General features: G+C 63.5%; 20 protein-coding genes and 1 pseudogene. 11 read left to right on the top strand and 10 right to left on the bottom strand.

Annotated elements, in window-relative coordinates; genetic code table 11:
• Positions 1 to 1308: 1308 nt before the first annotated feature.
• The 5 genes from AB4Y36_RS32245 to AB4Y36_RS32225 form a co-directional block, all read right to left on the bottom strand.
• Positions 1309 to 2664, bottom strand: a complete 1356-nt coding sequence (locus AB4Y36_RS32245; RefSeq protein ID WP_368617809.1) for a sensor histidine kinase — start codon at positions 2662 to 2664, stop codon at positions 1309 to 1311.
• 279 nt (positions 2665 to 2943) lie between these two features.
• The gene (locus tag AB4Y36_RS32240) at positions 2944 to 3624 is read right to left on the bottom strand and encodes a response regulator transcription factor (RefSeq protein ID WP_368617808.1); all 681 of its coding nucleotides are present in this window, start codon (positions 3622 to 3624) and stop codon (positions 2944 to 2946) included.
• A 567-nt stretch (positions 3625 to 4191) separates the two neighbouring features.
• Positions 4192 to 4737: a methyltransferase gene (locus AB4Y36_RS32235; protein ID WP_368685149.1), complete on the bottom strand. Its 546-nt coding sequence runs from the start codon at positions 4735 to 4737 to the stop codon at positions 4192 to 4194.
• A gap of 9 nt (positions 4738 to 4746) precedes the next feature.
• Entirely contained in the window at positions 4747 to 6549 is a 1803-nt protein-coding gene (locus AB4Y36_RS32230; RefSeq protein WP_368685148.1) for a CocE/NonD family hydrolase, read from the bottom strand.
• 108 nt (positions 6550 to 6657) lie between these two features.
• Positions 6658 to 7623, bottom strand: a complete 966-nt coding sequence (locus AB4Y36_RS32225) for an SDR family oxidoreductase (protein ID WP_368685147.1) — start codon at positions 7621 to 7623, stop codon at positions 6658 to 6660.
• Positions 7624 to 8109: 486 nt separating this feature from the next.
• On the opposite strand from AB4Y36_RS32225, the gene AB4Y36_RS32220 reads away from it, so the two are divergent.
• Positions 8110 to 9069, top strand: coding sequence for an AraC family transcriptional regulator (locus AB4Y36_RS32220; protein ID WP_368685146.1), 960 nt, complete (start codon positions 8110 to 8112; stop codon positions 9067 to 9069).
• A 214-nt stretch (positions 9070 to 9283) separates the two neighbouring features.
• Here the strand turns inward: AB4Y36_RS32220 and AB4Y36_RS32215 are convergent, their stop codons facing one another.
• The gene (locus AB4Y36_RS32215) at positions 9284 to 9712 is read right to left on the bottom strand and encodes a succinylglutamate desuccinylase/aspartoacylase family protein (RefSeq protein ID WP_368685145.1); all 429 of its coding nucleotides are present in this window, start codon (positions 9710 to 9712) and stop codon (positions 9284 to 9286) included.
• A gap of 227 nt (positions 9713 to 9939) precedes the next feature.
• Between AB4Y36_RS32215 and AB4Y36_RS32210 the strand changes: the two genes are divergently transcribed.
• The 3 genes and pseudogenes from AB4Y36_RS32210 (at position 9940) to AB4Y36_RS32200 (ending at position 12763) form a co-directional block, all read left to right on the top strand.
• Positions 9940 to 10584, top strand: coding sequence for a PadR family transcriptional regulator (locus AB4Y36_RS32210; protein ID WP_256095117.1), 645 nt, complete (start codon positions 9940 to 9942; stop codon positions 10582 to 10584).
• Between the two features lie 46 nt (positions 10585 to 10630).
• Positions 10631 to 11440: a siderophore-interacting protein gene (locus AB4Y36_RS32205; protein WP_069269396.1), complete on the top strand. Its 810-nt coding sequence runs from the start codon at positions 10631 to 10633 to the stop codon at positions 11438 to 11440.
• A 61-nt stretch (positions 11441 to 11501) separates the two neighbouring features.
• Positions 11502 to 12763, top strand: a pseudogene (locus AB4Y36_RS32200) (MFS transporter).
• Between the two features lie 194 nt (positions 12764 to 12957).
• Here AB4Y36_RS32200 and AB4Y36_RS32195 read toward each other — a convergent pair.
• Positions 12958 to 14112: a porin gene (locus tag AB4Y36_RS32195; protein WP_069266003.1), complete on the bottom strand. Its 1155-nt coding sequence runs from the start codon at positions 14110 to 14112 to the stop codon at positions 12958 to 12960.
• Positions 14113 to 14707: 595 nt separating this feature from the next.
• Here AB4Y36_RS32195 and dbpA point away from each other — a divergent pair.
• The 6 genes from dbpA to AB4Y36_RS32165 all read left to right on the top strand — a co-directional run bounded on the left by dbpA (position 14708) and on the right by AB4Y36_RS32165 (position 21667).
• Entirely contained in the window at positions 14708 to 16114 is a 1407-nt protein-coding gene (gene dbpA, locus AB4Y36_RS32190) for an ATP-dependent RNA helicase DbpA (RefSeq protein WP_069266004.1), read from the top strand.
• 95 nt (positions 16115 to 16209) lie between these two features.
• Positions 16210 to 16860 (top strand): DsbA family oxidoreductase, encoded by a 651-nt coding sequence (locus tag AB4Y36_RS32185; RefSeq protein ID WP_069266005.1) that lies wholly within the window; start codon positions 16210 to 16212, stop codon positions 16858 to 16860.
• 174 nt (positions 16861 to 17034) lie between these two features.
• A complete protein-coding gene (locus tag AB4Y36_RS32180) occupies positions 17035 to 17745 on the top strand; it encodes a DUF3348 domain-containing protein (RefSeq protein ID WP_368685144.1) in 711 nt (236 codons plus the stop codon).
• 22 nt (positions 17746 to 17767) lie between these two features.
• The gene (locus tag AB4Y36_RS32175) at positions 17768 to 20386 is read left to right on the top strand and encodes a DUF802 domain-containing protein (protein ID WP_368685143.1); all 2619 of its coding nucleotides are present in this window, start codon (positions 17768 to 17770) and stop codon (positions 20384 to 20386) included.
• Positions 20383 to 21030 (top strand): OmpA family protein, encoded by a 648-nt coding sequence (locus AB4Y36_RS32170; protein WP_069266008.1) that lies wholly within the window; start codon positions 20383 to 20385, stop codon positions 21028 to 21030. Before AB4Y36_RS32175 ends, AB4Y36_RS32170 begins: the two co-directional genes overlap by 4 nt.
• A complete protein-coding gene (locus tag AB4Y36_RS32165; RefSeq protein WP_368685142.1) occupies positions 21020 to 21667 on the top strand; it encodes a DUF2894 domain-containing protein in 648 nt (215 codons plus the stop codon). Before AB4Y36_RS32170 ends, AB4Y36_RS32165 begins: the two co-directional genes overlap by 11 nt.
• Before the next feature lie 5 nt (positions 21668 to 21672).
• On the opposite strand, the gene AB4Y36_RS32160 is transcribed toward AB4Y36_RS32165, so the two are convergent.
• From AB4Y36_RS32160 to AB4Y36_RS32150, 3 genes are all read right to left on the bottom strand, one after another.
• Complete coding sequence (locus AB4Y36_RS32160) at positions 21673 to 22794, bottom strand: 3-deoxy-7-phosphoheptulonate synthase (RefSeq protein ID WP_368685141.1); 1122 nt, start codon at positions 22792 to 22794, stop codon at positions 21673 to 21675.
• Positions 22795 to 22971: 177 nt separating this feature from the next.
• Positions 22972 to 23979 carry a sterol desaturase family protein gene (locus tag AB4Y36_RS32155; RefSeq protein ID WP_368685140.1) on the bottom strand — a complete coding sequence of 336 codons (1008 nt, stop codon included), beginning with the start codon at positions 23977 to 23979 and terminating at the stop codon, positions 22972 to 22974.
• Positions 23980 to 23992: 13 nt separating this feature from the next.
• Complete coding sequence (locus AB4Y36_RS32150) at positions 23993 to 24979, bottom strand: beta-propeller fold lactonase family protein (protein WP_342950169.1); 987 nt, start codon at positions 24977 to 24979, stop codon at positions 23993 to 23995.
• Positions 24980 to 25216: 237 nt separating this feature from the next.
• Between AB4Y36_RS32150 and AB4Y36_RS32145 the strand changes: the two genes are divergently transcribed.
• Positions 25217 to 26542, top strand: a complete 1326-nt coding sequence (locus AB4Y36_RS32145; protein ID WP_368685139.1) for an Nramp family divalent metal transporter — start codon at positions 25217 to 25219, stop codon at positions 26540 to 26542.
• Positions 26543 to 26654: the final 112 nt, after the last annotated feature.

The raw sequence follows: 26654 nt of genomic DNA, 5'->3' as shown, positions 1-26654 counted from the left end.
ACCGTTTCCAATTGCGAATGACGTCCTCGGTGAAAATGCGAAAAGAAATGGGTAATAAGGCGCGTTCTGCGATCCGTATCGGCCGCTAGCATTTCCGGTAACGGGTATACAGAAGGCAGACAATGTGTCTCGCGGCCAGCCGTAATTCCGGAAAAATGAAAAACCATCCAAGCAGTGTTTCAAGCTGGCCAGCGTGATCTGTTCGTGATCGCCCGAAATGGTATTTGCCAGTGCACCCGGGCCACGACTGACTTCGTAACCAATTCGTAGGCAAGAATGAACAGGAGCCGCTGAACGGCAGTCCGTTTTATCGTCTCGTTCCTATTGCCTGCCTTGCGCGGGCGATGAAGATTCGTGACCCGGCACGGTAAAGATCGTGTGTCGGCCTTTCCTGTACACGTGCGAGTCAGTCTGCACAGCGCCTTCCATGCAACTCCAAATGCAGCTGAACGAGCCAGGCACAACGACAGTCATCCGGGACGTAGACCGCGTGGTCGGCTTCATTTTCCGGCCCGACCTTCCTCGCACGAACTGCGGCATCGAAAGCGCGTCTGGCGCCCCATCTGAACATCGCCATGATGACCAGAGTGACGGCAGCAGTGCATGCCTGCCACCACCAGTCCGGCATACCGTCACCAAGGAGGTCAGATATCGCCGCAAATCCGAAGCACGGGACCATGGCAATACTTGTCGATATCGAGAGAAGCGCAACATTCGCACGTATCGTCGTCAGGGTGCTGCCTTTCATGGATTGAAGCTTTAGGGAGTAGTTGACGCGCATTGTTGCCAGGAATCGCTTACCGGATACTTACCGATCAGTCAACGTAAGTGGCCTCCTTTGGTAACTTCGACAGGCGGTGGGATGCCCGTTGTCCGCAGGCGTATTCGAGCTTCCATCGCATCATTCCAGCGCGCCTCTTGTTTGGACGACCGGACCGGCGTGAGCGAATACTCGTCAAGCATCACTTGAGCAAGTTGCGACGCCGAGCCAAGCAGATCAGCGCGGCAACCGGTGAAGCATTTTTCCTGCTCTCGATGTCGGCCACTGCCCAATGCGGTCGGCAGAAACTGGCTCGACTCGGACGGTTGCCCTGGTCACCCGCCATAACAGCCTCGAATGTGCCGAATGCCACGCGGTCATCTCCGCACCACTCGTCTAGTGCTGAGCGCCAGCAACGATGCCTGAAAGCAGCGAAAATGCGATTGCCAAAAAGGCGGGGAAAAAACGCAATCTTGAAACCGTTCGAATCCGCGTTTTACCTGGCGCCGTTACCCCGCACCGTTACGCCGGTTTCCAGCGGAATTCGCTCATAACCAAACGGTGAATCGGGTCCCAATCGAAAGAGAGCGCACTGTCAACCGCCAGTCATGCGCCAGCGCAATTTCCTTGCATATTGCCAGCCCCAAACCAGCGCCATCATGACTTGCATCGGGGGCACGCCAAAACCGCTCGAACAGAAACGGAAGATAGTCCACCCGTATGCCTGGACCCTCATCACATATCTCGATCGATACCCCGTTGATCGTTACCAACACAGTGCCATTGGCTGGCGACGCATTGATCGCATTTTCGACAACGTTCTTGATGAGGATAAACAACGCGCTTTTGTCGGCGCGGATTGTCGGTAGCGAGTCAAACTCCTCGATACGCAGCCTCACCTGCTTGCCATCAGCCTTGCGGGCCAGGTACGCGACGACATCCTGCGCAACATTGGCCGTGCTAACTTCGGCGAATTCGAAATTCTGTGTCTCGCTGACTTCGGCAAGATGCAAAAGTTGTCGAACCTGCCGCGACATCAGGTCGATCTCGCGGAATAAAAGCTCCTTTTGCCTGATCTCCGGCTGCAGCTCGATCTGGCCGCGGATCAATGTCAGCGGCGTTTGGAGCTCATGCGCCGCCGCTGCAAGAAATTGCTGCTGGACCTTGAAGCCGTTCTCCAGTCGGTCAAGCGCCTTGTTAAATGCGTTGATCAACGGCTTGATCTCGGTCGGAATGCCATTGGCCGAAAGGCGAGTTTTCAGATTTTGAGGCGCTATCTGCGCCGCCGCTTCAGATACATCCCGCAGAGGTTTGAGCACCCGGCCGATGGTAAGGGGCAGTGTCAGGCCAAAAATCACGACCGCAACGAAGAAAATGACCCTGACCGTGGCTGGAATCGGCCTGACCTTTGAACTGACCAGCGTTTCGATGAAACGTGTGCTGGTTGCGGTCTGAACATAGAACACAGATTGTCCCCGCAGCACCTCCTGCGTGGCGACGGAGAACCGCCTTCCATTGATATCCAGGTGGACTGTTTTGCCGACGGCTCGAGAAAGGTCATCGGTCAGCCAGGGGCCATCCTTTTCTGCTCCTGTTGAGGCCAGCTGGACGTGACCCTGGCCGTCCAGCACACGGTATTTGAGCTCGGTAGGCACGACCTCAAACAGCCACGCTTCATTGTCAGGAAGGTCTACAGAACGGGGATGGCCCGCTTTATCGAATCTAATTCCATTCATTACCCTATGGACGTTCTCCGCCATCTCGTGTCGGCCCAGCGTTTGCTCCGGATAGTGATCGAACACATAGATAACCACGCCAGCGAGCGCAGTCAAGCTGAGTGCAAGTGCGACTATCGTCGTTACCCACAGCCGCGCTGACAGACTGCGGATCCAGTGATTGAGCATGAAGCCCCCAATTTAGAACGGCTATGCAATGCCGCGAGACGGATTGCAGACTGAATGTTTACATCGTGGGTTCGAGGGCGATGTGACGCAGTCAACCTTTCGGTTCACGTGTGCGCGCTTGCCGCTGGCGTCCGGATGGAAAACATAACCCCCTTCGCGTATCACTCTTGCGAACGCAAGTCAGCGCACCGGTTCTCGTGAGGCCGCGACCAGCGCGAAGCTGACATCGTCGATGTTTCCAGTCCGCACCAAAGCGTCAATGACGGCCAGCGGCCGGCGTCACCCGGAGATTTTCTCGAGGGCAAATCCCGCACCGCGATGGTTCACCAGCCGTGTCCTTGCATTGATCGAGGCAAGCTTCTTGCGCAACCGGTGCACGGTCACTTCCAGCGCATTTGGTGTTACTGCATCGCCCAGGCCCCATGCGGCATGCTCCAGTGCCGAGTGCCGAACCGTTCGCCCGGCAGCGTCGATCAGACAAAGCATGATCTGCAGTTCGGCGGGCGCGAGCGTGACCGACAGATCACCGCAGGACATCTCGCGTTGCCGCGGATCCACTGTAACGTCCGCGAATGACGCGTCAAGCGCTCTCAGCACCACTGGCCGGCGCATGAGGGTACGCACCCGCGCAACCAGCTCGCTCATAGCGAATGGTTTGGTCACGTAGTCGTCCGCGCCACTCTCAAGACCGTCCACCCGATCGTGCAAGGCATCGCGCGCGGTCAGTATCAGGCATGGCGTCATCTGACCTGCAGCACGCAGTGCACTCAGGAAGGACAGTCCGTCGCCGTCCGGTAGGCCTCGATCGAGAATCATCACCGAGTAGTCGGCCTTGCGCAGGCCAAAGGTCGCCTCGGAGATGTTGCGAAACTGGTCGACCTCGATTCCCACGCCGGCAAGGGCCTGTCTCACCATATCGGCAAGACGTTCGGAGTCTTCAACGATTGCAACTCGCGACATGAAATGAACTCACTTGAACTGATTGTTCGGCCGAATCTGGTTTCCGGGGTGAATCACTTACTACTCGCGGAGATGACGCTGCCAACTGACGATGCAGCGGCGCCCAGAAAATCTGGGCTGTTGTTGCATTGACCAGGCGTTGAAGCGAGCGTTCAATGACACAAGCCCCGTGATTCGCACTGGTCGCCTTAGGGCAGCAACAGCAGATTTTCCGTATCGGCGTGGCTAGTGGCCACTTCTGCTTCCCCCGCCGCCCGGGAGAGAGTGCAGCCAAAGAGCAACATTTGTCGAACAGGCAAAGGTTTCGCTCACGGAACGTCAGTGTCCAAGGCGGGAGTGACTCTACAGCAACACGACTTACCGGTTCCTTACCGGTTCGAAAATGGTTGCCAACGATGCGTTATCGTGGCGGCTCAGTTGCTGTGTCGCCTGGATGAATGACGTGTCGATCCGTGACTGACAAGTGGAAGTCGCGCAGTGAGAAGAAGATGCCTGTGTTTTTCAGCATCCCCGTGGCCTTGAACGTGCATCTCAGACCCGAGCGCTGACGTCGCCGTCTTTGACCGTTCAATGACGACCAGGCCAAATGTAGAGGGCGACGGTCCCGCGTAATCCGCTCCGGCGAACGGCCGACACCCGGCGCTCCCGGAAGAGAAATGTGTTGGAAACGATGAAGGTTCCTGGCTTGAGAGCCTTGTCGAGAAAATCGCCCAGCTTCGCCATCACGCTCGGCATTAGATAACAGACGATTGCATCGGACTTGTCGAGATCGCTATGAAAGAAATTCCCCCATTTCAGCGACACGTTAGGCAAGTGGTGTGTTCTCAGGCGCGATACGAGATAAGGGAATAACGATATCTCCATGCCCTGAACGGACGCCTCGGGGAATGCTCGCGCCAACGCAATGACGGGCGCGCCCCACCCGCTTCCAAGATCGACGATCAACGCGTGCTTTGGCAGCCGCGCATGCTTGAGCAATGCGACAATGTCGTCCACTTCCGGTCTCCTTGATGAAAGCGTCGGCACGCCTGTCAACGCGGTGGAAATCAAAAGGGATGCACCGACGAGCAGGGTCAGGAAAACGGCAAAATATGGAATGAATGAGGCCGCCACGATATTGACTCAGCTGCGAGGCGGGATGTGAGGCAACAACAGGTACGATGCATGTTTGCTACCTGTCACGACAGTGTCCGTTCCACCGTATAGTGCGGGATCGCGATTGGGATGAGCGGCGAAGAACAGCCCGGAATGGCTGTAGTCCGGAAGATCGTAGTCTTTCGCGTGCACGGTGGACGCACCGGGCCCATAGCCGAAGTCCTTCCCCTGGATCGTCAGGGCCACGCGGTACCCCTTGGGAATTACGATGCTCGTCGGCTCCGTGAACTCCACGTCGACCGGATACAATTGGCCAGGAGTCATCGGCGCGGCAGCAAGGTGCGGATGAACCGGCTGCCAGGCAGTGGATTTCGCCAAGTCTACAGCACGGTGCGAGACCCGCAGATAGCCAAGATCGAGCGGTACGTTCGGATCGCTGTTTCCCATGAAAGTGACATCACGGCCGTCGGGATCGAGGAGCCGAACTGCCGCAAAAATGTCCATATCTGCCGTTGAGGAACTGACCCACAGCCGCAAAGCGATTGGACCAGTGAACTCCGTTTCGTTCGTAAATGGCGCGGTCGTAAATGTCAGCCCTTCACGTAACGCCGGCCAGGATTTCGCAGCTGGCGCCGCGGCTTCGAGCGCCGGATCCATCGACCCGCTCGCTGCGTCCAGGTAGTAGGGCTCCCAGTTCGTATCAGGCAATGGCCACGCCTTCTCGTTTCGCCATGTCGTGCCGTCTGGGCGCCTGACCTGCACGGCGACACGCGGCTCCTGGTCCCAGCCGTTGTCGATGCCTTTCAGGAAATGATCGAAGAAGCGCTTTTGCAGCGCCAGCGCCTCGTCCGAATAGAAGGGCGTCAAGTGGTCGCCGGTCTGGATGCGCAGCCACTTCTGCTTGCTGTCCGCCGCAAGATAACCTCGAGTGCTCCAGTCGGTCCAGTTGGCGACGTCGAGCAACGGCACCGTGATGCGGCGCCCGTCCGGTGTGCGCTCGTGATACCAGGCGTCGTCGAACGGATGTCTGGCGAAGGCTCCGACGGGATCGATGCGGTTGTCCTTCAGACGCTCCTGCGAAAGCGATAAGCCGGTGTCCTTGCCTCCCCTGATGGAATCGACCAGCGGTGTCCCGGCATTACCGTTCTGGTTAGGCACGACCTGATGTTCCCACCAGAACTCCCACGCCACGTTGAGAATCCCGCCGTAGTAAGCGATCTCGCGATATTGATCGAAGGCGCCTTCCCAGGGGAGGATCGCGGCGAGGCCTTCGGGCTTTAGAGCGGCGACCTGATACTGGTTGATTGCCTGGTACGATGTACCGAGCAGACCGACCTTGCCTGTGCTCCATGGCTGATGCGCGGCCCAGGTAATCAGTGTCGCGTAGTCTCGCGTTTCGCGCGGCGAAAAAGGATCGAGAACACCTGGCGATGCGCCGGCGCCCCGCACGTCGGCGTGGATAACGACATAGCCATTCGGAATCCAGCGCTCCGGATCGGGAGCCTCGAACCGGATATATCGGCAAGACGACTTTTTGCACAGGTCCGGATACTTCGCGATGAGCTTGGTCCACGACGTCTTGTACGCGGGCGCATCGGCCATGCTGGTGTCTTTGCCATAAGGGCCCATCAGCATCAGCACCGGATAACGACCGGGCTTGTCCGGACGATAGATGTTGATGCTCAGCTTTGCGCCATCGTTCATGGCCACAGGGACGTCATGCTCGAAGAGCATCCCCGGCACGCCGCTGTCGACACGCTCAGCCTGTGCCGACTGCGCGAACGCGATGAAAAGAGCCGCGGCTAGCGGCGCCACTCTGGTCAAACGCATCGGAACTACTCCTGGTTGTTGTGGAGCCCGTTTCGGCGGCCCGTCGTTTGCACCTACACGGCAATCAAGGGTTGGTGCCTCCATGCTGTGTCCGGAGCACGAGAGACGTTAACGACGTACGTCGCGCAAGAAAGCCATAAGGTCTGTCATCAACTGCGGATGGCGCGGCTCCCAGCCCAGTCGCTCCCGTGTGGCCTGACTGGAAACCGGGTTATCTGCGCTGACGAAGGGCGCAAGCCAACCAAAATGCTTCGCAGCATCTTCAGTTGGCAAAGGCATGACCTGGATGTCAAGATGGCGCCCAATTACCTCGGCGATGTTACGGAACGGGATGCCCTCCTCGGCCACAGCGTGATAGCGGGCCCCCGCCTCGCCGCTTTCGAGCGCGAGCCGGAATAGCAGCGAGGCGTCGAGCCGGTGCACGGCAGCCCATCTGTTGCCTCCATCCCCTGGATAGGCGGAAATCCGCTTCTTCCGTGCGATCTCGATCAACCGCGTGACGAGCCCGAGCCTGGTCTCGTCATGCACCGACGGCGGCAACCGAACGACCGTGGCGCTCACGCCGGTCCGGACGAGATCCAATGCCGCTTTTTCGGATTGCGCCCTGCGCCCGCCCACCGCACCGGCATCGGCGGAGTCAGTTTCAAGTGCCCGACGCCCCTGTGCCATCGCCATCGTCGGAAACGCGATGACTAGCGAGCCTTTTCTTGCTTCCAGTGCGTCACCGAATGTTTCGATGGCGCGCCGCTCTGCTCCCACGGCCGCAGTCGTGAATCGCTCGACGATATTCGTTGGGCGACCGCCGAACACGATGCGCGCACGAATACCGAGGCTGGCTTGCGATAGCGCGTGAAAGAAGGCGGTGTGAATGACGCCATCCGCAGTTGCCGCAGCCTGGCGCAGGACGTGGAGGTCCTCGATCGTCCCGCGGCAAGCTCGAGCCCCCAAGGCTTCCAGCGAAGCGGCGGCCTTCGCCGAGCGTACAAGTCCGGTAACGTCGTGGCCGGCGGCGACAAGACTGCGAACGGTAGCAGAGCCTATGAAGCCTGTGGCTCCCGTGATAAAAACCCGCATTCCGGGCTCCTTCGGTGTAAATTCAGTGGGAGGACGCGGCCGATCCGATGCCGAAATAATCGGATTGCGTCAGATTGGCGAGGAGGCCAGCTTGCTCAGGCGTCCAGCCCAAAAGCGCCCGCGTGCAATCACTTGTAGCAGGCGCGTCAATTGCCACGAATGGTGCAAACCATCCGAAATGCGCGGCGGCCTCCCCCGCAGAGGGTGAAACCAGCGGTAAGCCCAGGCTACGGCACCGACGAGTGACCGTGCACCGACGGCGGCGAGCTTCTCGACGCCCCATGCTGAGCGAACCAAACCGATGACCTGATGCCCACATTGAATCAGTTCCCGGACGACGGCGGAGCCAACCCAACCGGTCGCCTCAGTAACAAATACTCGCATCGCAAACCTCCTCTTTCGTTTCCGGGACAGGCTACGGCATTGAACCCGGACGATCTATGTTCTAAAGTACCGAATTAGCATTCAATCGTTCAGAATTTGTCTATGACGGACCCGTTATCGGATGTACTGTCGTTGCTGAAGCTGCGCAGCTATGTGTCCGGCGGCTTCGATGCGAGCGGCGATTGGGCCGTGCGATTCGGTCCACACGACGGCATCAAGTTTCACGCTGTTCTTTCGGGCCAGTGCTGGGTCCTCGTAGATGGCGAACCTGAGCCCGTGAAAGTCATTGCGGGGGAGTGCTTCATACTTGCGAGAGGGAGGCCCTTTCGAATCGCAAGCGACATGGCTGTAGAAGCAATCGATTTCCGCACGCTCCTACCGAACGTGCAGGACGGTCGTATCGTGACCTACAACGAGGGCGGCGAGTTTCTGAGCATTGGTGGCTATTTCACGCTGGCCGATGGCCAGGCAGATCTCCTGTTGAACATGCTCCCGCTTATCATCCATGTCCGGGACGAGCCGGGCCTCTCCACGTTGCGATGGTGTGTTGAGCGCATGAGGCAGGAATTGCGCGAGCGGCAACCGGGGGGAGGCATTATTGCTCAGCAGTTGGCCACAATGGTGCTGGTGCAGGCGTTGCGGCTGCAGCTTTCCAACGCGCGGAGCGATGGAGTCGGCTGGCTTTTCGCTCTCGCCGACAAGCGCATGCGCGCGGTGATCAATGCAATGCACGAGGCACCGGGCACCAAATGGACCCTGCAGACCCTGGCCGGCCAAGCGGCCATGTCACGCACCGCTTTCGCGCTCAAGTTCAAGGAACTCGTAGGGCTCTCGCCGATGGACTATCTGACGCGCTGGCGAATGACGCTCGCCGCGGACAAGCTGAGGCATTCCCGTGACTCCGTTGCCGAAATTGCGCGGGCGCTGGGGTATGAATCAGAGAATTCATTCAGCACAGCGTTCAAGCGGGTCATGAATTGCTCGCCTCGCCAATATGGGCGCAGGGAAAGCACAGGCAACGTATCGGCGAAACAGAACGAGACAGGAACGCGGGTTTTATGAGTTCCGCCGCTATTGACTGAAGCCAAGCGAAATCTGCTGCGGACCACGTGGAGCGGTAGTCCGAGATTTACCCGTGAAAACGGACACCTAACCTTTTATCGGGAGGTGTCGAAATGGGCAGGCAATGTACCCATACCCAGGGAGAGAGCATTGACAATCGCAGCATAGGCAATGTCTATCGATTTCGGATCGTCGTGCGTTCCGCACTCGACCGTCACGCCGAACCCTCCAACTGCGCCATGTACTCGGTCGTTCCACGGCCCTCTGAGACAGGGCCGCGCGGATATCCGTGACGTGCACGCACCTCGAGAAAGCGCGCGTAAATCTCCAGCCAGCCGTGAATGACGATTGACGGCCCCAAAACTGCCGCGAACGAACCCTCTGCCTCCGCATGGTGGAACGGTTCCAACATGCCATCGTTGTTCTGTGGCCCAAGAAAGATAAACGGCTCGCCCTTGCTGCGAAACGAGTGGAGGTCGAGCAGGATGTCATGCTCCCGCATCAGCGAGGACAAGTGGTTGCCGATGTGGTCCTCATAGTCCATAGGAGCGCTCTTCTCGCGTAGATCGCGATTCAGGTTGCGCTGACCTCCCCGTGTCCGCTGTCGAAATGCCTTCGGGTTGGCAACGGGAACGAACGTCACGCTGCCACGCCGGATGGCGAGCCGGCCACTGCGGCAATCCGCAAGCGCCGATAGCCCCAAATATTCTGTTTGACAAACACTCTTACGATATATATCTTAAAACATGTTTTAAGACACTCACCAGACAAGGAGGCCCTATGCGCCACCATTCGCACTTTGGTCAGAATGGCCGTCACGGCCATCCCGCGCGCGATCCGCGCGACTTCTTCGGCGGCCGCCACCCAGCCATGCAGGCGCTTCACGCGCTGCGCCACGCAATGGGCCGCCATCGCGGCGGCGAAGGTCCCGGCGACTTTGGCGACCGCTTCGGCGACGGTTTCGGCCGCGGCTTCGGCGGTTTCGGCGACGGCGACGGTTTTGGTCGGGGCCGCAAGTTCACGTCCGAAGACCTGCAACTCATGCTGCTCGTGCTGCTCGCCGAGCGCCCGAGCCACGGCTACGAACTCATCAAGGCGCTCGACGCACGTTCGAACGGCTTCTACAGCCCGAGCCCCGGCATGGTCTATCCAGCCCTCACGTACCTCGAGGAACTGGGCTATGTAAGCGTGACGCTCGAAGGCAACCGCAAGCGCTACGAGCTTTCGCCCGAAGGCCGCACGTACCTCGAGGCCAACCGCGAACGCGCGGACCTGATCCTCGCGAAGCTCACGCACTTCGGCCGCAAGATGGAAGTCATGCGCCGCGCCATGGCCGGCGAAGATCCGGCCGAAGGCAGCGCCTGGGTGCGCGAGTTGATCGAGGCGCGCCGCGCGCTCAAGCGCGCGCTGCTGCGTCGCACCGACGCCGCGCCGGAGGAACAGCGCCGCATCGCAGCGATTCTTGCGCGCGCCACCCAGGAAATCGAAACCGGCAGCGACAACAGCGACATTTGACAACCCGCTTCCACGCCGCGCCACCCCAACATCATCGGAGCCATACATGCAGAACCCGTCCCAACTCGAAGTCGTCCGTGTGCGTCACCCGCTGAAGTTCCGACTGTTGCGCGTGGCGCGCGTCACGGCGCTCTCGCCCTCGCTCGTCCGCGTGACGCTCACGGGTGATCTGAGCGACTTCGTCTCGGCGTCGTTCGACGATCACATCAAGGTATTCTTTCCCGCCGCCGGTGAAGAAAAGCCAGTACTGCCAACTTTTGGCCCTGACGGCATCGTGTTCCCCGAAGGCGTCGAGCGCCCTGCCGCGCGCGATTACACGCCGCGCCGCTTCGATACGCAAACCAACGAACTCGATCTGGAATTCGCGCTGCACGAAGCCGGCCCGGCAACGGCATGGGCGGCACAGGCGCAGGCCGGCCAGTATCTCGGCGTGGGCGGCCCGCGCGGCTCCATGGTGATTCCCACGGGCTTCGACTGGCATCTGCTGATCGGCGACGAAACGGCGCTGCCCGCCATTCAGCGGCGCCTAACGGAGCTGCCGGCCGGCGCGCGTGTAGCCGTGGTCGTCGAAGTGGCGAATCGCGCGGCCCGCATCGAGCTGCCCACCGAAGCCGATCTTTACGCCACGTGGTGCTATCGCGACGAAAGCGAGTCGGAGCACCCGCTCGTGGACGGCGTGTCCGAAGTGTGGCTGCCGCCGGGCGAGGGCTACGTCTGGGCTGCCGGCGAAGCCTCGGCGATCCGCGCAGTGCGCGCGCATCTGTGCAACGAACGCGGCGTCGACAAGAAGCGCATTCGCGCTTGCGCCTACTGGCGCCGCGGCGCGCAGGGGGCCCACGAAACGATCGACGACTGATCGATCTCGCTGGCGCGGCAATACTGCCGCGCCTTTTTACGTTCAGGCTCGAAGCCAATACATGACCACTTCTCTCACATCGCTGCGCGAACGCACCCTGCTCTGGCTGCTGGCGCTCACGCAGTTCACCGTCATCATGGATTTCATGGTGATGATGCCGCTCGGACCGCAGATCATGCGCGCGTTCGCGATCACGCCCGCGGCGTTCGCGACGGCCGTTTCCGCGTATTCGCTCTGTTCGGGTCTATCCGGACTCCTTGCTGCGACGTATATCGACCGCTTCGATCGCCGCCGCCTGCTGCAAGCGACTTACGCGCTTTTCGCGCTTTCCAATCTCGCCTGCGCGCTCGCCACGAACTTTCATCTGCTGCTCGCCGCGCGTGCGTTCGCGGGTCTCACCGGCGGCGTGCTCGGCTCGATCGTGATGGCGATCGTGAGCGACGTGATTCCCGCGGCGCGGCCACGGGCATCATCATGACGGCATTCTCCATCGCCGCGATCGCGGGCGTGCCGGCCGGCGTGCTGCTCGGCGCGCATTACGGCTGGAGCGCGCCGTTCATGCTGCTCGTCGTGCTCTCGGTTGCGATCTGGCTCGCGGGCTCGCGCGTCGTGCCCTCGCTCACCGAGCACCTCGGCCAGCGCACGCCGCTCGCGCAAGTGCTGCCGAACCTCTGGCGACTGCTCACGCTGCCGCGTCACCTGAAGGCCTTTGCACTGACCTTCACGATGATGGCCGGCCATATGCTCGTGATCCCGTTCATCGCGCCGATGCTCGTCGGCAATCACGGCATCGCGCCGCAGCAGCTTTCGTGGCTCTATATGGCGGGCGGCGCGGCGACGTTCGTGACCTCGCGCGCGGTGGGCCGTCTCGCGGACCGCTACGGCAAGCGCCGCGTGTTCCGCGTGATGGCGCTCGTTTCGCTCGTGCCGGTGCTGTTCGTCACGCATCTGCCCACGCTGCCTTTCCTCGCACTCGTGGCGTTCTTCGCCCTGTTCATGATCTCGATGTCGGGCCGCATGGTGCCGATGCAGGCATTGCTCACGACGATTCCCGAGCCCGCGCGGCGCGGCGCCTTCCTGAGCGCCAACAGCGCGGTGCAGGCGCTCGGCACCGGCATCGGCGCGTGGCTGGGCGGCCAGTGGCTCACGAATGGCGCGCACGGCGCGATCATCGGCTTCGGGCAGAACGGCTGGATCGCCGCAGCGCTCACGTGCGTGGCGGTGTTGTGGGTTTCGCGGGTGCGTGGGGCGTCGGAAGACGTGTCGAATGACGTCGCCGCAACTGTGAGCGCAGCACCGGCGGCTGCGGCTGCGAAATTCTGAGCCACAAAAGAAAACCGGTTCGCAGCCGTGGCGCGCCTCATGAACGCGTCACGCACCGCGAACCGGTCGTGCTTCAGGTAGAAAGCGGATGAAACCGCGGGCCTTGGGTAGCTTGCCCGCGTGCAGCGCGGGACCCGACCGGCCGATCGGGTGCCCGCGCTGCGTCACTCCGCGAGGGAGCGAGCCAACGATGCTTAGAAGCGGTGACGCAGACCCACCGTTGCGGCGACCTGGTTCTGCGAGGTCGACGGCGACAGCGTGTTGATCATCGCAACGTTCGCGCCAGCGTCGCCGAGTTCGCCCGAAGCGTGCTGATACACGGCGCCGGCGTAGACGTCGGTGCGCTTCGACAGCGAGTAGTCAGCCGTCAGCGAAACGGTGTGCCACTTCGGATCGCCCGAACCGTTCGAACCCGTGACCTTGCCGTCCGTGAACGTGTACGACGCGTTCAGGGCGAGAGCCGGCGTGAGTGCATAGGCGCCGTTCAACTCGAAGTTGTCGAGGTGCAGGTTCGTGCCCGTGGGGATCGAGAACGTCGTGCCGCCCTGACCGCCGGCGATCAGGTTCTGGTACTGCGTGTGCGTCCACACGAAGCCAACCGTTGCCGGGCCGTAGTTGTAGTTCGCGCCTGCGCCGAACGTGCGTTGCGTTTGAGCCGACAGGTTGAAGTTGTTGCCGTTCGATGCCGAGCTCGCGCCGTTCGTGTTACCGGTGCGCGTGTTGTTGATCTGCAGGTAGGCAGCCGAGAAGTTCAGCGGGCCGTTGCCGTACGATGCGCCTGCGCTCCATGCGCGGTTGTTCGCGAACTGGCCGGCGTCGTTGCTGAAGCCATACAGGCCGCCGAACTTGAAGCCCTGGTAGTTGACGCTCTGGTACTTGACCGAGTTCTTGATCGAGAACGAGTGGTCGAGGTTGTCGTTGTCGAACGGGTGAGCCGCGAGGTTGTTGCCGTAGCCGCTGCCGGTTGCCGAAAGCGGTGCCAGGTAGTCGACCATCGAGTCATACTGGCGGCCGAGCGTCAGCGTACCGAAGCGGTCGCTCTGCAGACCGACGAACGCCTGGCGGTTGAACATCGTGCCGCTCTCGGTGTCCTTGCCGTTGTTCAGGTTGAAGCCGTTTTCCAACGTGAAGATCGCATGCAGACCGCCGCCCAGGTCTTCGCTGCCCTTCAGGCCGAAGTACGTGTCGCCGACGGTGCCGCTACCCTGGTTCCATGCGGCGTGGCCGCCTGCATTGTTCGCGTAGACGATACCCGCATCCAGTGCGCCGTAGAGAGTAACGCTGCTTTGTGCGTGAGCGGAGGCTGCGAATGCGCCGAGGACGCCCGCGATAATCAAAGTATTCTTCATGACTTTCCTTATGACATTCAGACCGCGCTGACGCGGCTCCGGGTATTGGAGCCACACCGGCAATCCCGGGCGAAGTCTACGTGTCAAAGGCTTTAAATCGTCTTGGCAAACGCTGTAACAGTTATTTGCTAAATCTGGAAATATCGGAATAATAATCCGTAAGTCATTGTGGCGAATGGGAAATACGGAGTAATGCGCAGATCGGCCGGGATAGGCCGTGTGGCAAGGACGCGACGCCCGCTTCAGCGCGGAAATTCGATTATTGTGAAAAGTGGATTAATTGCAGGCGATTTCGCGAGATTAAAATCTTCGCGGCCGATGAAACTTTATGAGCACGATCATAGTCTTATCGCGCGCGTGCATTATTGCTATATACAGCGATTATTATTGCGCGAAATCGCGATTATCAAACCGATGATTTTCGGCGTCCTTTGAGGCGCTCGTGGGCGCCCCTCACGCGGCACGCGCGCGGGCGCGAGCGCGCGCATCCGTTAAAATCCCGGAACGCGCGCGCACCGCGAGCGCACCACCCGCATCGACGCCACTTCTACCGAACGGCCGCGTCGCCCTCACCCGTCCGGCGCGAGACCCCGTCATGACAAACAAAGCCACTCCTACGCAAGCCCAGCCCTTCAGCGAGCTGCCGCTCGCACCCGCCACACTCGAGAACCTCACGCGCCTCGGCTACGTCGACATGACGCCGATCCAGGCCGCGAGCCTGCCCATCGCCTTCGCAGGCCACGACCTGATCGCCCAGGCCAAGACCGGCAGCGGCAAAACGGCGGCGTTCTCGCTCGCGCTGCTCTCGCGCCTCGACCCGCGACGTCAGGATGTGCAGGCCATGATCCTCTGCCCCACGCGCGAACTGGCCGACCAGGTCACGCAGGAAATCCGCCGTCTCGCACGCGCGGAAGAGAACATCAAGGTGCTGACGCTGTGCGGCGGCACGCCCATGCGCCCGCAGGCGGCGAGCCTCGAACACGGCGCGCATATCGTCGTGGGCACGCCGGGCCGCATCATGGATCATCTGGAGCGCGGCAACCTCGCGCTCGGCGCGCTCAATACGCTCGTGCTCGACGAAGCCGACCGCATGCTCGACATGGGCTTTTTCGACGACATCGCCACCGTGGCGCGCCAATGCCCCAAGGAGCGCCAGACGCTGCTCTTCTCGGCGACCTACCCCGAAGGCATTACGAAGCTGAGCCAGCAATTCCTTCGGAACCCGAAGGAAGTCAAGCTCGAAGAGCATCACGACGACAGCAAGATCCGCCAGCGCTTCTATGAAGTCACGGAAGACGAGCGTCTGCACGCCGTGGGCATGCTGCTCAACCACTACCGCCCCGTGAGCACGCTCGCGTTCTGCAACACCAAGCAGCAATGCCGCGACCTGCTCGACGTGCTGCGCGCGCAGGGCTTTCACGCGCTCGCGCTGCATGGCGAGCTCGACCAGCGCGAGCGCGACCAGGTGCTGATCCAGTTCGCCAATCGCAGCTGCTCGGTGCTCGTGGCGACCGACGTGGCCGCGCGCGGCCTCGACATTGCTCAACTCGAAGCCGTGATCAACGTGGACGTCACGCCCGACCCGGAGGTGTACGTGCACCGTATCGGCCGCACGGGCCGCGCCGACCAGGACGGCTGGGCGCTCAGCCTCGCAAGCATGGACGAGATGGGCCGCGTGGGCGGCATCGAGCAGGCGCTCAAGCGCGAAGTCGAGTGGAGCCCGCTCGCAGAACTGAAGCCCGCCAGCAACGAGCCGCTGTTGCCGCCGATGGAAACGCTGCAGATCCTCGGCGGCCGCAAGGAAAAGATCCGCCCCGGCGACGTGCTGGGCGCGCTCACCGGCGAAGCCGGCTTCAGCGGCTCGCAGATCGGCAAGATCAACGTGACAGACTTTTCGACCTACGTGGCCGTGGAGCGCAGCATCGCGCGCGACGCGCTGCGCAAGCTCAACGCGGGCAAGGTCAAGGGCAAGAAGGTCAAAGCCCGTATGATGGACGAATGAACTGACGAATCATCCGCGCCGGGTGCGCACGCTGCTTGCGCACCCCCGCTGCACCGCGCCTCAGTTGCCCGGCGTTCAACCGGATCAGGAAAGCCATGAAACAACCGCTCAGAATCGATTTCGTCTCCGACATCGCGTGCCCGTGGTGCGCAATCGGCCTCTCTTCGCTGAACCTCGCGCTCGAACGGCTGCGCGACACCGTCGATGCACAGATCGTCGTGCACCCCTTCGAACTCAATCCGCAGATGGGCCCGGGCGGCGAATCCGTGCTCGAGTATCTCGGCAAGAAGTACGGCCGAACGCCCGAGCAGATCGCCGAGACGCAGGACATGATCCGCGAGCGCGGCGCGAGCGTCGGCTTCACGTTCGGGCCGCGCGAGCGCATCTACAACACCTTCGACGCGCATCGTCTGCTGCACTGGGCCGGCATCGAAGGCAAGCAGCTGCCGCTCAAGCTCGCGCTGCTGCGCGCGTATCACGGCGAGGGCAAGGACACGAGCGACCACGCGGTGCTCGTCGCGGCGGCGCAGTCCGTGGGGCTCGACGCAGATAAAGCGCGTGCAGTCCTGGAAAGCGGCCAGTATGCCGACGAGGTGCATGCAGAAGAGCACGAATACCAGGCGGCCGGTGTCCAGTCCGTGCCGGCGATCGTCTTCAACCAGCAGTATCTGGTCAGCGGCGGCCAGCCCGTCGAAACCTTCGAGCAGGCGATCCAGCAGATCCTGGCCGAGAGCGCCAAGGCCTGAACCGCTCAGGCGCCTGAAGCCCCCGTGTGGCGCGGCCTCGCGCCCGCGGGCGCCGCGCTTTCACGGCCCGCTGCGCCATCACATTCAGACGCCCGGCAGACGGCCGATGCCGGCCGATGCCGGCCGCCCCCTCGCGGGCGTGTAAACTAGCGGGTTTTTTGCCCAGGTGGAAAAGTGCTAGCCCCGCAGCGCCTCGCGTTGAGCGGCCCGACGCTCGTTCGCTTACTTGCCCGCTTCGGCGACGCCGAAGTCCCCGAATCCCGGCAATCGATCTCGGACCATCTGAGCCAGTGGCTCTGCTGGACGGACGCGATCGCGCTTTCGACGGCGCTGAGCGTCCAGACGCCGGGCGGCGAGCCAGCCACGCGCATAGGCGCCAGCGCCGAACAAAGCCAGAGCGAGCGCGTGCGCGCGACGCTGAGAAAGGCCATCGTGGGCGAAGGCGCGCCTGCGCGGCGCGACGGACGACGCACGCAGGCCGCCAGCCAGCCTGCCGATGTGGAAGCCGATTTCGCGGATTTCCGCCAGCGCTACCTCGCCCTGCAGCAGGCGATGGAGACTGACATCGCCACGCTGCGCGCCCGTCTGCGCGCCACGCTGGCCGCCCGTGCGCCTGCGCTCGCGCGCCTCGCGACGGTGGACGCCGTGATGGAGCAGGCACTCGGCGCGCGCGAGCGCAGCCTGCTCGCCGGCGTGCCCGCGCTGCTCGGCGCGCATTTCGAGCGGCAGCGCGCAGCGGCCGCGTTGGAATCCGCCGGAGAAAGCGGCGCGCCTCAGGCCTGGCTCGCCGGCTTTCGCAAAGATATGCAGAGCGTGTTGCTCGCCGAACTTGAGATTCGGTTTCAACCGGTGGAGGGGCTGCTTGCCGCCCTTCGCACCAGCTAACCCAAACGCTATGTCCCGAGCTATGTCCCGTTTTCGCATTGAACCTGTTGTCTTCGTCGTCGGTCTCGCCGCCGTGTGCTGGATCGGCGCCGGCTACGCGGTCACGAACCCGCTTGCGAGCGCCGTCACGCTGCTGATCGGCGCGTGCTATGTCACGGGCGCCTGGGAGCTTTATCGCTTCCACCAGGCCACGACCACGCTCGCCCGGGCCATCGTGCAACTGAACACGCCGCCCGCGCGCCTCGCGGGCTGGCTCGACACGCTGCATCCGGGCCTGCGCAACGCCGTGCGCGCGCGCATCGAAGGCGAGCGCGTGGCCCTGCCGGGCCCGGCGCTCGCGCCCTACCTCACGGGCCTGCTCGTGCTGCTCGGCATGCTCGGCACGCTGCTCGGCATGGTCGTCACGCTCAAGGGCACGGGCGCGGCGCTGGAAAGCGCCACCGACCTCGACGCCATCCGCGCCTCGCTCGCCGCGCCGGTGAACGGCCTCGGCTTCGCGTTCGGCACCTCGATCGCCGGTGTGGCCACCTCCGCCATGCTCGGCCTGCTCTCCGCGCTTTGCCGCCGTGACCGCATCGAAGCCGCGCAACAGCTCGACGTGAAGATCGCGACGACGCTGCGCGCCTTCTCGCCGGCCCATCAGCGCGAAGCCTCGTTCAAGCTGCTGCAGCGCCAGGCCGACGCCATGCCAGCGCTGGTCGACAAGCTGGGCGCGCTGATGACGCTGATCGAACGCCAGGGCGCCGCGCAACACGAACAGCAGATCGCGACCCAACAGGCCTTCGCCGCGAACGCCGAAGGCGCCTGGAGCCGCCTCGCCGCTTCCGTGGGCCAGTCGCTCAAGTCGAGCGCCGCCGAAAGCGCACGCGCCGCGGGTGCGGCGCTGCAGCCCGTCGTCGAAGCGACTATGGCGAGCCTCGCGCGCGAATCGGCGTCGATGCAGGGCGCGCTCACGCAGGCCGTGCAGCAACAGCTCGAAGGGCTCGCGCGCGGCTTCGAGGCGTCGACGGCGAACGTGGCCGAGATCTGGAACCGCGCGCTCGCGCAGCACCGCGAGACCAACGAGGCGCTTGCCGCCGACCTGGGCGGCGCGCTGGAGCGCTTCAACGCAAGCTTCGAGCAACGCGCCTCGGGCCTGCTCGATGGCGTGTCGACGCGCTTCGAAAGTGCGTCCGGAACGATGTCGCAGGCATGGCAGGCGGCGCTCGAACAGCAAGAACGCGCCGGCGAGAAGCTCGCCGCAGGCAACCAGCAGGCGCTCGCGACGGCAGCGGCGGCGTTCGAGCAGCATTCGGCGTCGCTGCTGCGCGCGGTCGATGCATCCCATGCGGACCTGCAGACGAAGCTCGGCGCGCGCGACGAAGCGCGGCTCGCAAGCTGGGCCGAAGCGCTCGCGGCGATGGCCGCCACCTTGCGCACGGAGTGGGAAGCGACCAGCGCGGTTTCGGCGCAGCGTCAGCAGGAAATCTGCGCGATGCTCGCGCAAACCGCGAACGACATCGCCGCGCAAGCGCAGCAGCACGCCAGCAAGACGATCGCCGAAATCGATCGTTTGGTCGATGCCGCCTCGCAAGCGCCGAAGGCCGCAGCAAACCTGCACGCGGAAATTTCCGCGCGCGACGATCAGCGCATCGCAACATGGACCGCATCGCTCGCGGCGATGGCCGCCACGTTGCGCACGGAGTGGGAAGCGACGAGCGCCGCCACCGCGCAACGTCAGCAGGAAATCTGCGCCACGCTCGCACAGACCGCGAACGAAATCGCTACGCAATCGCAGCAGCAGGCGAGCAAGACGATTGCCGAGATCGATCGTCTCGTCGATGCCGCCGCCGACGCGCCGAAGGCCGCAGCGAATCTGCACGCGGAAATCTCCTCGCGCGACGAGCAACGCCTCGAAGCATGGAGCGCGTCGCTTGCCGCAATGTCGGCTGCATTGCGCACGCAATGGGAAGCCACGAGCGCGGCCACCGCGCAGCGCCAGCAGGAAATCTGCGCAACGCTCGCCCAGGCCGCCAGCGACATCACCACGCAATCGCAGGCCCATAACGCCAGCACGATCGCCGAAATCGGCAGCCTCGTGCAGGCCGCATCGGCCGCGCCGCAGGCGGCAGCCGAAGTCATCGCCGAGCTACGCCAGAAACTGTCGGACAGCATGGTCCGCGACACCGCGATGCTCGACGAACGCAACCGCCTGCTCGCCACGCTCGAAACGCTGCTCGACGCCGTGAACCGCGCCTCCACCGAGCAGCGCTCGGCGATCGACGCGCTCGTCTCCACGTCGTCGGATCTGCTCGAGCGCGTGGGTGGCCAGTTCAGCGCGAGCGTCGAAGCCGGGAGCGGCAAGCTCGGCGCGATCGCCGCGCAGGTCAGCGGCAGCGCCGTGGAAGTGGCGAGCCTCGGCGATGCGTTCGGCGCGGCCGTGAGCGTGTTCGGCGAATCGAACGACAAGCTCGTGGCGCATCTGGAGCGCATCGAGGCGGCGCTCGACAAATCGCTCGCGCGCAGCGACGACCAGCTCGCCTACTATGTGGCGCAAGCGCGTGAGGTCATCGACCTGAGCATGCTGTCGCAGAAGCAGATCGTCGAGAACCTGCAGCAGCTCGCGAGCCAGCGCGCCGCAGCCGGAGCGGACGCGGCATGAACGACGAAATCGACGGCGGCGCGGCCCCCGCTGCGCCGGTCTGGCCCGCGTTCGCCGACCTGATGTCGGTGCTGCTGGGCGCGTTCCTGCTGATCCTCGTCGGTGTGGTCGGCATGCAGCTCGAACTGTCGAGCCGGCTCGCGAACGAGGTGAAACAGCGCAAGGCCGAAACCGAGCGCCGCAAGACGCTCGAAGAGGCGCTCGCGGGCCCGCTCGCGGCGGGGCGCGTGACGCTCGTGAACGGACGCATCGGCATTAGCGGCAGCGTGCTGTTCGCGCTGAACTCGGACCAGTTGACGCCGCAAGGCCACGATCTGCTCAAGAGCCTCGCCGGGCCGCTCACGGCGTATCTGAAGAGCCGCGACGAAATCCTGATGGTGAGCGGATTCGCCGACGACCAGCAGGTGCACGCAGGCAACCGCCGCTTCGCCGACAACTGGGAGCTTTCGGCCGAACGCGCGCTGACGGTCACGCGCTCGTTCATCGACGCGGGCGTTCCCGCGTCGTCGGTGTTCGCGGCGGCGTTCGGCTCCGAGCAGCCGGTGAGCGCCAACACGGATGAAGCCGGCCGCGCGAAGAACCGCCGCGTGGAGATCGCGCCGGTGCCGAGGCCGACCGTCGGCGAGGGCAAGCATGCTCAATGATGCGGGCCTGGAGGTCGAACGAACCGCTGCGTCCGACGCCCGCGCGCTGCTCGACGCCTGGCGCGCCCGCGGGGCGGATCAGCTCGACCCGGTGCGCTTTCACTTCATCGAGGCGCTGGAACGCCGCGCCGCCGCACACGCGGGTGAAGCGCGCCGGCTCATCGACGCGCGACTCGCACAACTACTTAAAGCCTTTTCAGACGACCTCGCACGCGAGACATCGAAAATCACGCACCAGTTCGACGGCGATACGCCGAGAAGCGAGCTGGGCCGCCTCGTCGATTCACTCGCGCGTGCGGAACCCGCTCAACCGGCGACGCGCGTGCGGCACGAGCCGGACCCGGAACTGGTCGAATACTTTCGGCAAACGTGGTTGCGCGTGCGCTCCGAAAAGCAGTTGCGGCAGTCGCTGGACCAGGTGCCCAGAAACGCGGGGCCGCTCAATTCGAGCAGCCTCGTGCATCGCGCGCTCTCGCTGATGCGAGAAGTGTCGCCGGGCTATCTGCAGCAATTTCTCGCCTATGCCGATGCGCTTTCGTGGCTCGAGCAGCTGAATGCGAGTGTGGGAGTGGCGGCGCCGGTCAAGGAGGCGCCGCGAACAACGTCTGCGAAGAAAGGCTCGCGCAAGGGGCGTTAGCGCCCTCAGGCCGCCTTGCGCCGCTCCCGCACCGCCTGCGCCAGCCCATCGAGCACCGGCGCCGTCTGCGCCCAGCTGATGCACGCGTCGGTAATCGACACGCCGCGCTTGAGCGGCACGCCCGGCTTCTGGTCCTGGCGCCCCTCTTCCAGATGGCTCTCGATCATCACGCCGACGATGCGCTTGTCGCCGCCCGCCAGTTGCTCGCCGATATCGCGCGCCACGTCGATCTGGCGCTGATGCGCCTTGTTCGAGTTCGCGTGCGAGCAGTCGATCATGACCTGCTCGCGCAGCCCCGCCTTCGCAAGCGACGCGCAGCACGCCGCCACAGAAGCCGCATCGTAGTTCGGCCCGCTCTTGCCGCCGCGCAGGATCACGTGGCAGTCGTCGTTGCCGCGCGTTTCGAAGATTGCGGCCATGCCCATCTTCGTCATGCCCATGAACGCGTGGCTCGCGCGCGCCGCGACGATGGCGTCGGCGGCGACCTGCACGCCGCCGTCGGTGCCGTTCTTGAAGCCGATCGGGCATGAGAGGCCCGAGGCGAGCTGCCGGTGGCTCTGGCTTTCGGTCGTGCGCGCGCCGATCGCGCCCCACGCCACGAGGTCGGCAATGAATTGCGGGCTCAGCAGATCGAGGAATTCCGTGGCCGTGGGCAGACCGAGCGCGTTGATGTCGAGCAGCAACTGGCGCGCGGCGCGCAGGCCCTCGTTGATGCGGAAGCTGCCGTCCAGACGCGGGTCGTTGATATAGCCCTTCCAGCCCACCGTGGTGCGCGGCTTCTCGAAGTACACGCGCATGACGATCAGCAGGTCGTCCTCGAGCGTATCGGCCTTCGCCTTGAGCAGCTTCGCGTATTCGATCGCCTGGTCGTGGTCGTGGATCGAGCACGGGCCCACCACCACCACGAGCCGGTCGTCGCGCTGCGCGAGCACATCCGCGATCTCGCTGCGGCTCGTCTCGACGAGCGTTTGCGTCTCCTGAGGCACCGGCAGCTCGTCGAGCAGCAGCGCGGGCGAGATGAGCGGGCGCACGGCGCCGATGCGCGTGTCGTCGATGCGGGTCGTGTCCTGGGTGGCGTCGGCCACGCCGACTTCCTGGTCGTGCTGCGGATTGTCGATACGGCTCAAGATGTTCTCCGACTGCGCTTTTGACGCGCGCATCATGCATGTGTGGTGGACGAATGCGCGATTATCGCATCCGGCGCGCCGCCGGCATCCCGAAACAGCATGACACGTCGTCCTGAAACGAAACGAGGCGGCCCGAAGACCGCCTCGCACGAGGAACCCCAACGAACACCGCAACGCTCAGCGCGCCGCGTCCCCCATCGGATACCCCTTGCCCGCGAGGCGCCGCGCGATGCGCACGAGCGCAAACCACTGCTGCGCGAGCAGGCCTTCGCCATAGTTCGCACCGCGGCCGTGCGGCGCGGGCAGCTGGTCGCGAATGCCGGTCGGCTCATGCTGCTTGTTCCACGACGCCGTGCGGAACATCACGTCCCACCACGGAAACAGCACGCCGAAGTTGCAGCCGTAGCGCGTGCCCTCGTGGCCATAGCCGATCGCATGATGGCGGCGATGAAACGCCGGGCTCACGACGATGCGCTCGAGCAGCCAGCCGAAGTCGAGCCGCGCGTTCACGTGCTGCACGCTCTGCATGAAGTTGCTCACGGCCACGAGCACGACGAACTGCGCGGGCGGCACGCCGATAAGGAGCGAGATGCCCGCAAAGAACGCGGCCTGCACGATATCGTCGAGGAAGTGATTGCGATCGTCGCACCACAGCGACATCTGCTGCTGGCTGTGATGCACGGCGTGCAGTTCCCACCACACGCCGAAGCGATGTTGCCAGCGGTGATACCAGTAGCCCGCGAAATCGAGCACGACGAGATAGATCAGGAACGACACGATCGGCTTGTCGGTCACGCCGGGCCAGAGGCTATCTACTTCGATGTTCGGTATGTTGTGGATCGCCATCAGGCTCTGCCAGTGATTGAACACGGGCGTGAGCAGAAAGAAGAACGCGATGTTCAGAATGCCGAGTTTCGCGATCCATGTGTACCAGACGTCGGCGCGCAGCGCACGGCGATCGCCCCAGTCTTCCGCGGGCCGCAGCGCTTCGAGCGGGCGCAGCAGCACATACGAGGCGCAGATCTGCAGCACGCCGACGATCACCCAATAGAGCGCGTCATAGGTGTCCTCGTCGTAGCCCATCAGGCCGACCTTGTAGAAGACCGGCTGCACCACGTCCACGTAGACGAGCGTCTGCAGCCACGAAACGAGGTTGTCGGCCTGCGAAATCAGCGTATCGAGCATCGAGACTCCTCAATCAGTCCGGGTTCGGCGCGTACACCGGCGCGCTGTTCGCGAAGTAGATGCCATGCGGCGAGCGGCCCACCGCGATCGTGTCGATCAGCTTGCGCGTGTTCAGGTCGATGATGCCCACGTGCTTCGCGAAACGGAACGTCACCCATAGGTAACGCTTGTCCGCCGAAAGTTCCATGTCGTCGGGACCGGGGCGCAGGCCCGTGATGTCGGCGACTTTCGTGAGCGTCGTGTAGTCGAGAATGCTGATCGTGCTCTCGACGCGATTCGACACGGCAATATGTTTGCCATCGTCCAGATTGCGAAAGTTATGCGCGCCGCGGCCGGTCTGGATCTTTTTCACGACCGTGCGGTTGTGCCAGTCCACCACGGCCACGTTGTCCTCACCCGTCATGCCCACGAGCAGGTACTTGTCGCCCGGCGTCATCCACAGACCCGCGGGCGTGGTGCCCACCTGCAGCTTCCAGAGCACCGTTTGCGTCGGCAGGTCGATGGCGGCCACTTCGCCCGTGTCCTGCAGCGTGACGAATGCCGTTTTGTTGTCGGAGGCGAACGTGATGTGGCTCGGCGTTTTCCCGAGCGGAATGCGCTTGGCGATCGTGAGGTTCTTGCCGTCGTAGTGATAGACGTCCACGCGGTCGAGTCGCAGGCCCGCGGTCACGAACCATTTACGGTCGGGCGAAAAGCCGAGCTGGTACGGGTCTTCGATCCCTTCCAGGCGGCTTTGCACCTGACCCGTATGCGGGTCGAGGAACAGCAGGTCGTTCGACACCGAATCGGCGACGATGAGCGACTTGCCGTCGGGAGTGATCATCAGGTGGTGCGGTTCCTTGCCCGTGGGCTCGGTGCCGACCACGGTGCGGCTTGCCTGGTCGATGAGCGAGAGCTTCGCCTCGCCCGAGTCGAGCACGATGACCTTGTCGTCGGCGTGGGCGAGCGCGCCCCATGCGAGGCCGCTTATCAGCAGCGCAGTCGCGAACGGTTTCTTCATACGGACCGGTGTAAACGAAAAGATCGGGAATTCAGGCATTTCGTAAGGGAAAGAGAGCAGCGAAGGCGCGGCGCGCCGGTTTGTGCTGAGATAGCGCCAAGACAGTCGTGCGGATTGCCTGCTTAACGCGTGAGGGCCCGATTCCGATGACGCACTTTCAACGTATTCACACCTGCTCGATGCGTGCCACAGAGCGATGGGCTGCGTCTTCTGACCCCGGCCCGCGCGAGAAGTTGCATGGATCATCGCGCCCGCGATGACGAGGTGCAGCGCGCCCCCGACGGCCTCACACGCAACACGGCCGCCGCGGTACGCGAAGCGCTCGAAGGACGCCGCCGCGGCGTCGCCCTTCTGCTGCCGCTTGCGGGTCCGGCCGTGGTCATCTCGGTGGCGTATATCGACCCCGGCAATATCGCTACCAACATCCAGGCCGGTGCGCGCTACGGCTACGCGCTGCTCTGGGTCGTGCTGCTCGCCAACGTCATCGCCATGCTGTTTCAGGGGCTTTCCGCGAAGCTCGGCATCGCCACGGGACGCAATCTCGCCGAACTGTGCCGCGACAGCCTGCCCGCGCCGCTCGTGTGGCTCATGTGGGGCGTGAGCGAGATCGCGGCCATGGCCACCGATCTCGCCGAATTCCTGGGCGGCGCGATCGGCCTTGCGCTGCTCTTTCGTCTGCCGCTGCTCGCGGGCATGGCAGTCACGGCTGTCGTGACCTATGCGCTGCTGTTTCTCCAGCGCGCGGGCTTCCGGCCGCTCGAATTGCTGATCGGCGCGCTCGTGGGCGTGATCGGCATTTGCTATGTTCTGGAGCTTTTCATTACGCCGATCGAGTGGCAGACCCTGCTGCGCCACCTCGCCACGCCACGCCTGCCCGACGCGCAAGCCGTGACGATCGCGGTGGGCATCATCGGCGCCACGGTCATGCCGCATGCGCTCTTTCTGCACTCGGGGCTCACCCAGGCGCGTGTGCTTGCGCGCAACGACGCCGAGCGCAAGCGCCTCGTGAAGTTTTCTAACGTCGAGGTCGTGGTCGCGCTTTCGGTGGCCGGGCTCATCAACATGGCGATGGTGGTGATGGCCTCCGGCGCGTTCCACCAGGGCTACGCGGATGTCGCCGAAATCGAGACCGCCTACCGCACGCTCGCGCCGCTGCTGGGCGCGGCAGCCGCCAGCATCTTCCTCGTTTCGCTGATCGCCTCGGGCATTTCGAGCTCGGTGGTCGGCACGCTTGCGGGGCAGATGATCATGCAAGGCTTCGTGAACTTTCGCATTCCGCTGTGGCTGCGCCGCGCGGTGACGATGGTGCCGAGTTTCGTCGTGGTGGCGCTGGGCGTGAACGCCACCGACGCGCTCGTCATGAGCCAGGTCGTGCTGAGCCTCGCCTTGCCGTTCCCGATGGCCGCGCTCGTCTGGTTCACGGGTCGCGGCGACGTGATGGGGTCCCATCGCAACCGCGCGCTCACGGCTGCGGCAGCCGTGGCGGGCGCGGCCGCGGTGCTCTCGCTCAATGTCGTGCTGGTGCTCACGACCTTCGGCGTGGCGGTGCCGGGGCTCGGGTAAGGATCGGCTCGCTGCCAGGCGATGGATGCATGAACGGCCGGTCGGTTTATCGACGATAGGCGTCTCGCGCGACGGCTCGTTCGCGCCATGCGTGCAAACTCGCGCGAAACCA

The organism is Paraburkholderia sp. BR10936 (assembly GCF_040965735.1).
Classification (GTDB): Bacteria; Pseudomonadota; Gammaproteobacteria; order Burkholderiales; family Burkholderiaceae; genus Paraburkholderia; species Paraburkholderia nodosa_A.
This window is presented reverse-complemented; position numbering and strand designations above follow the sequence as displayed.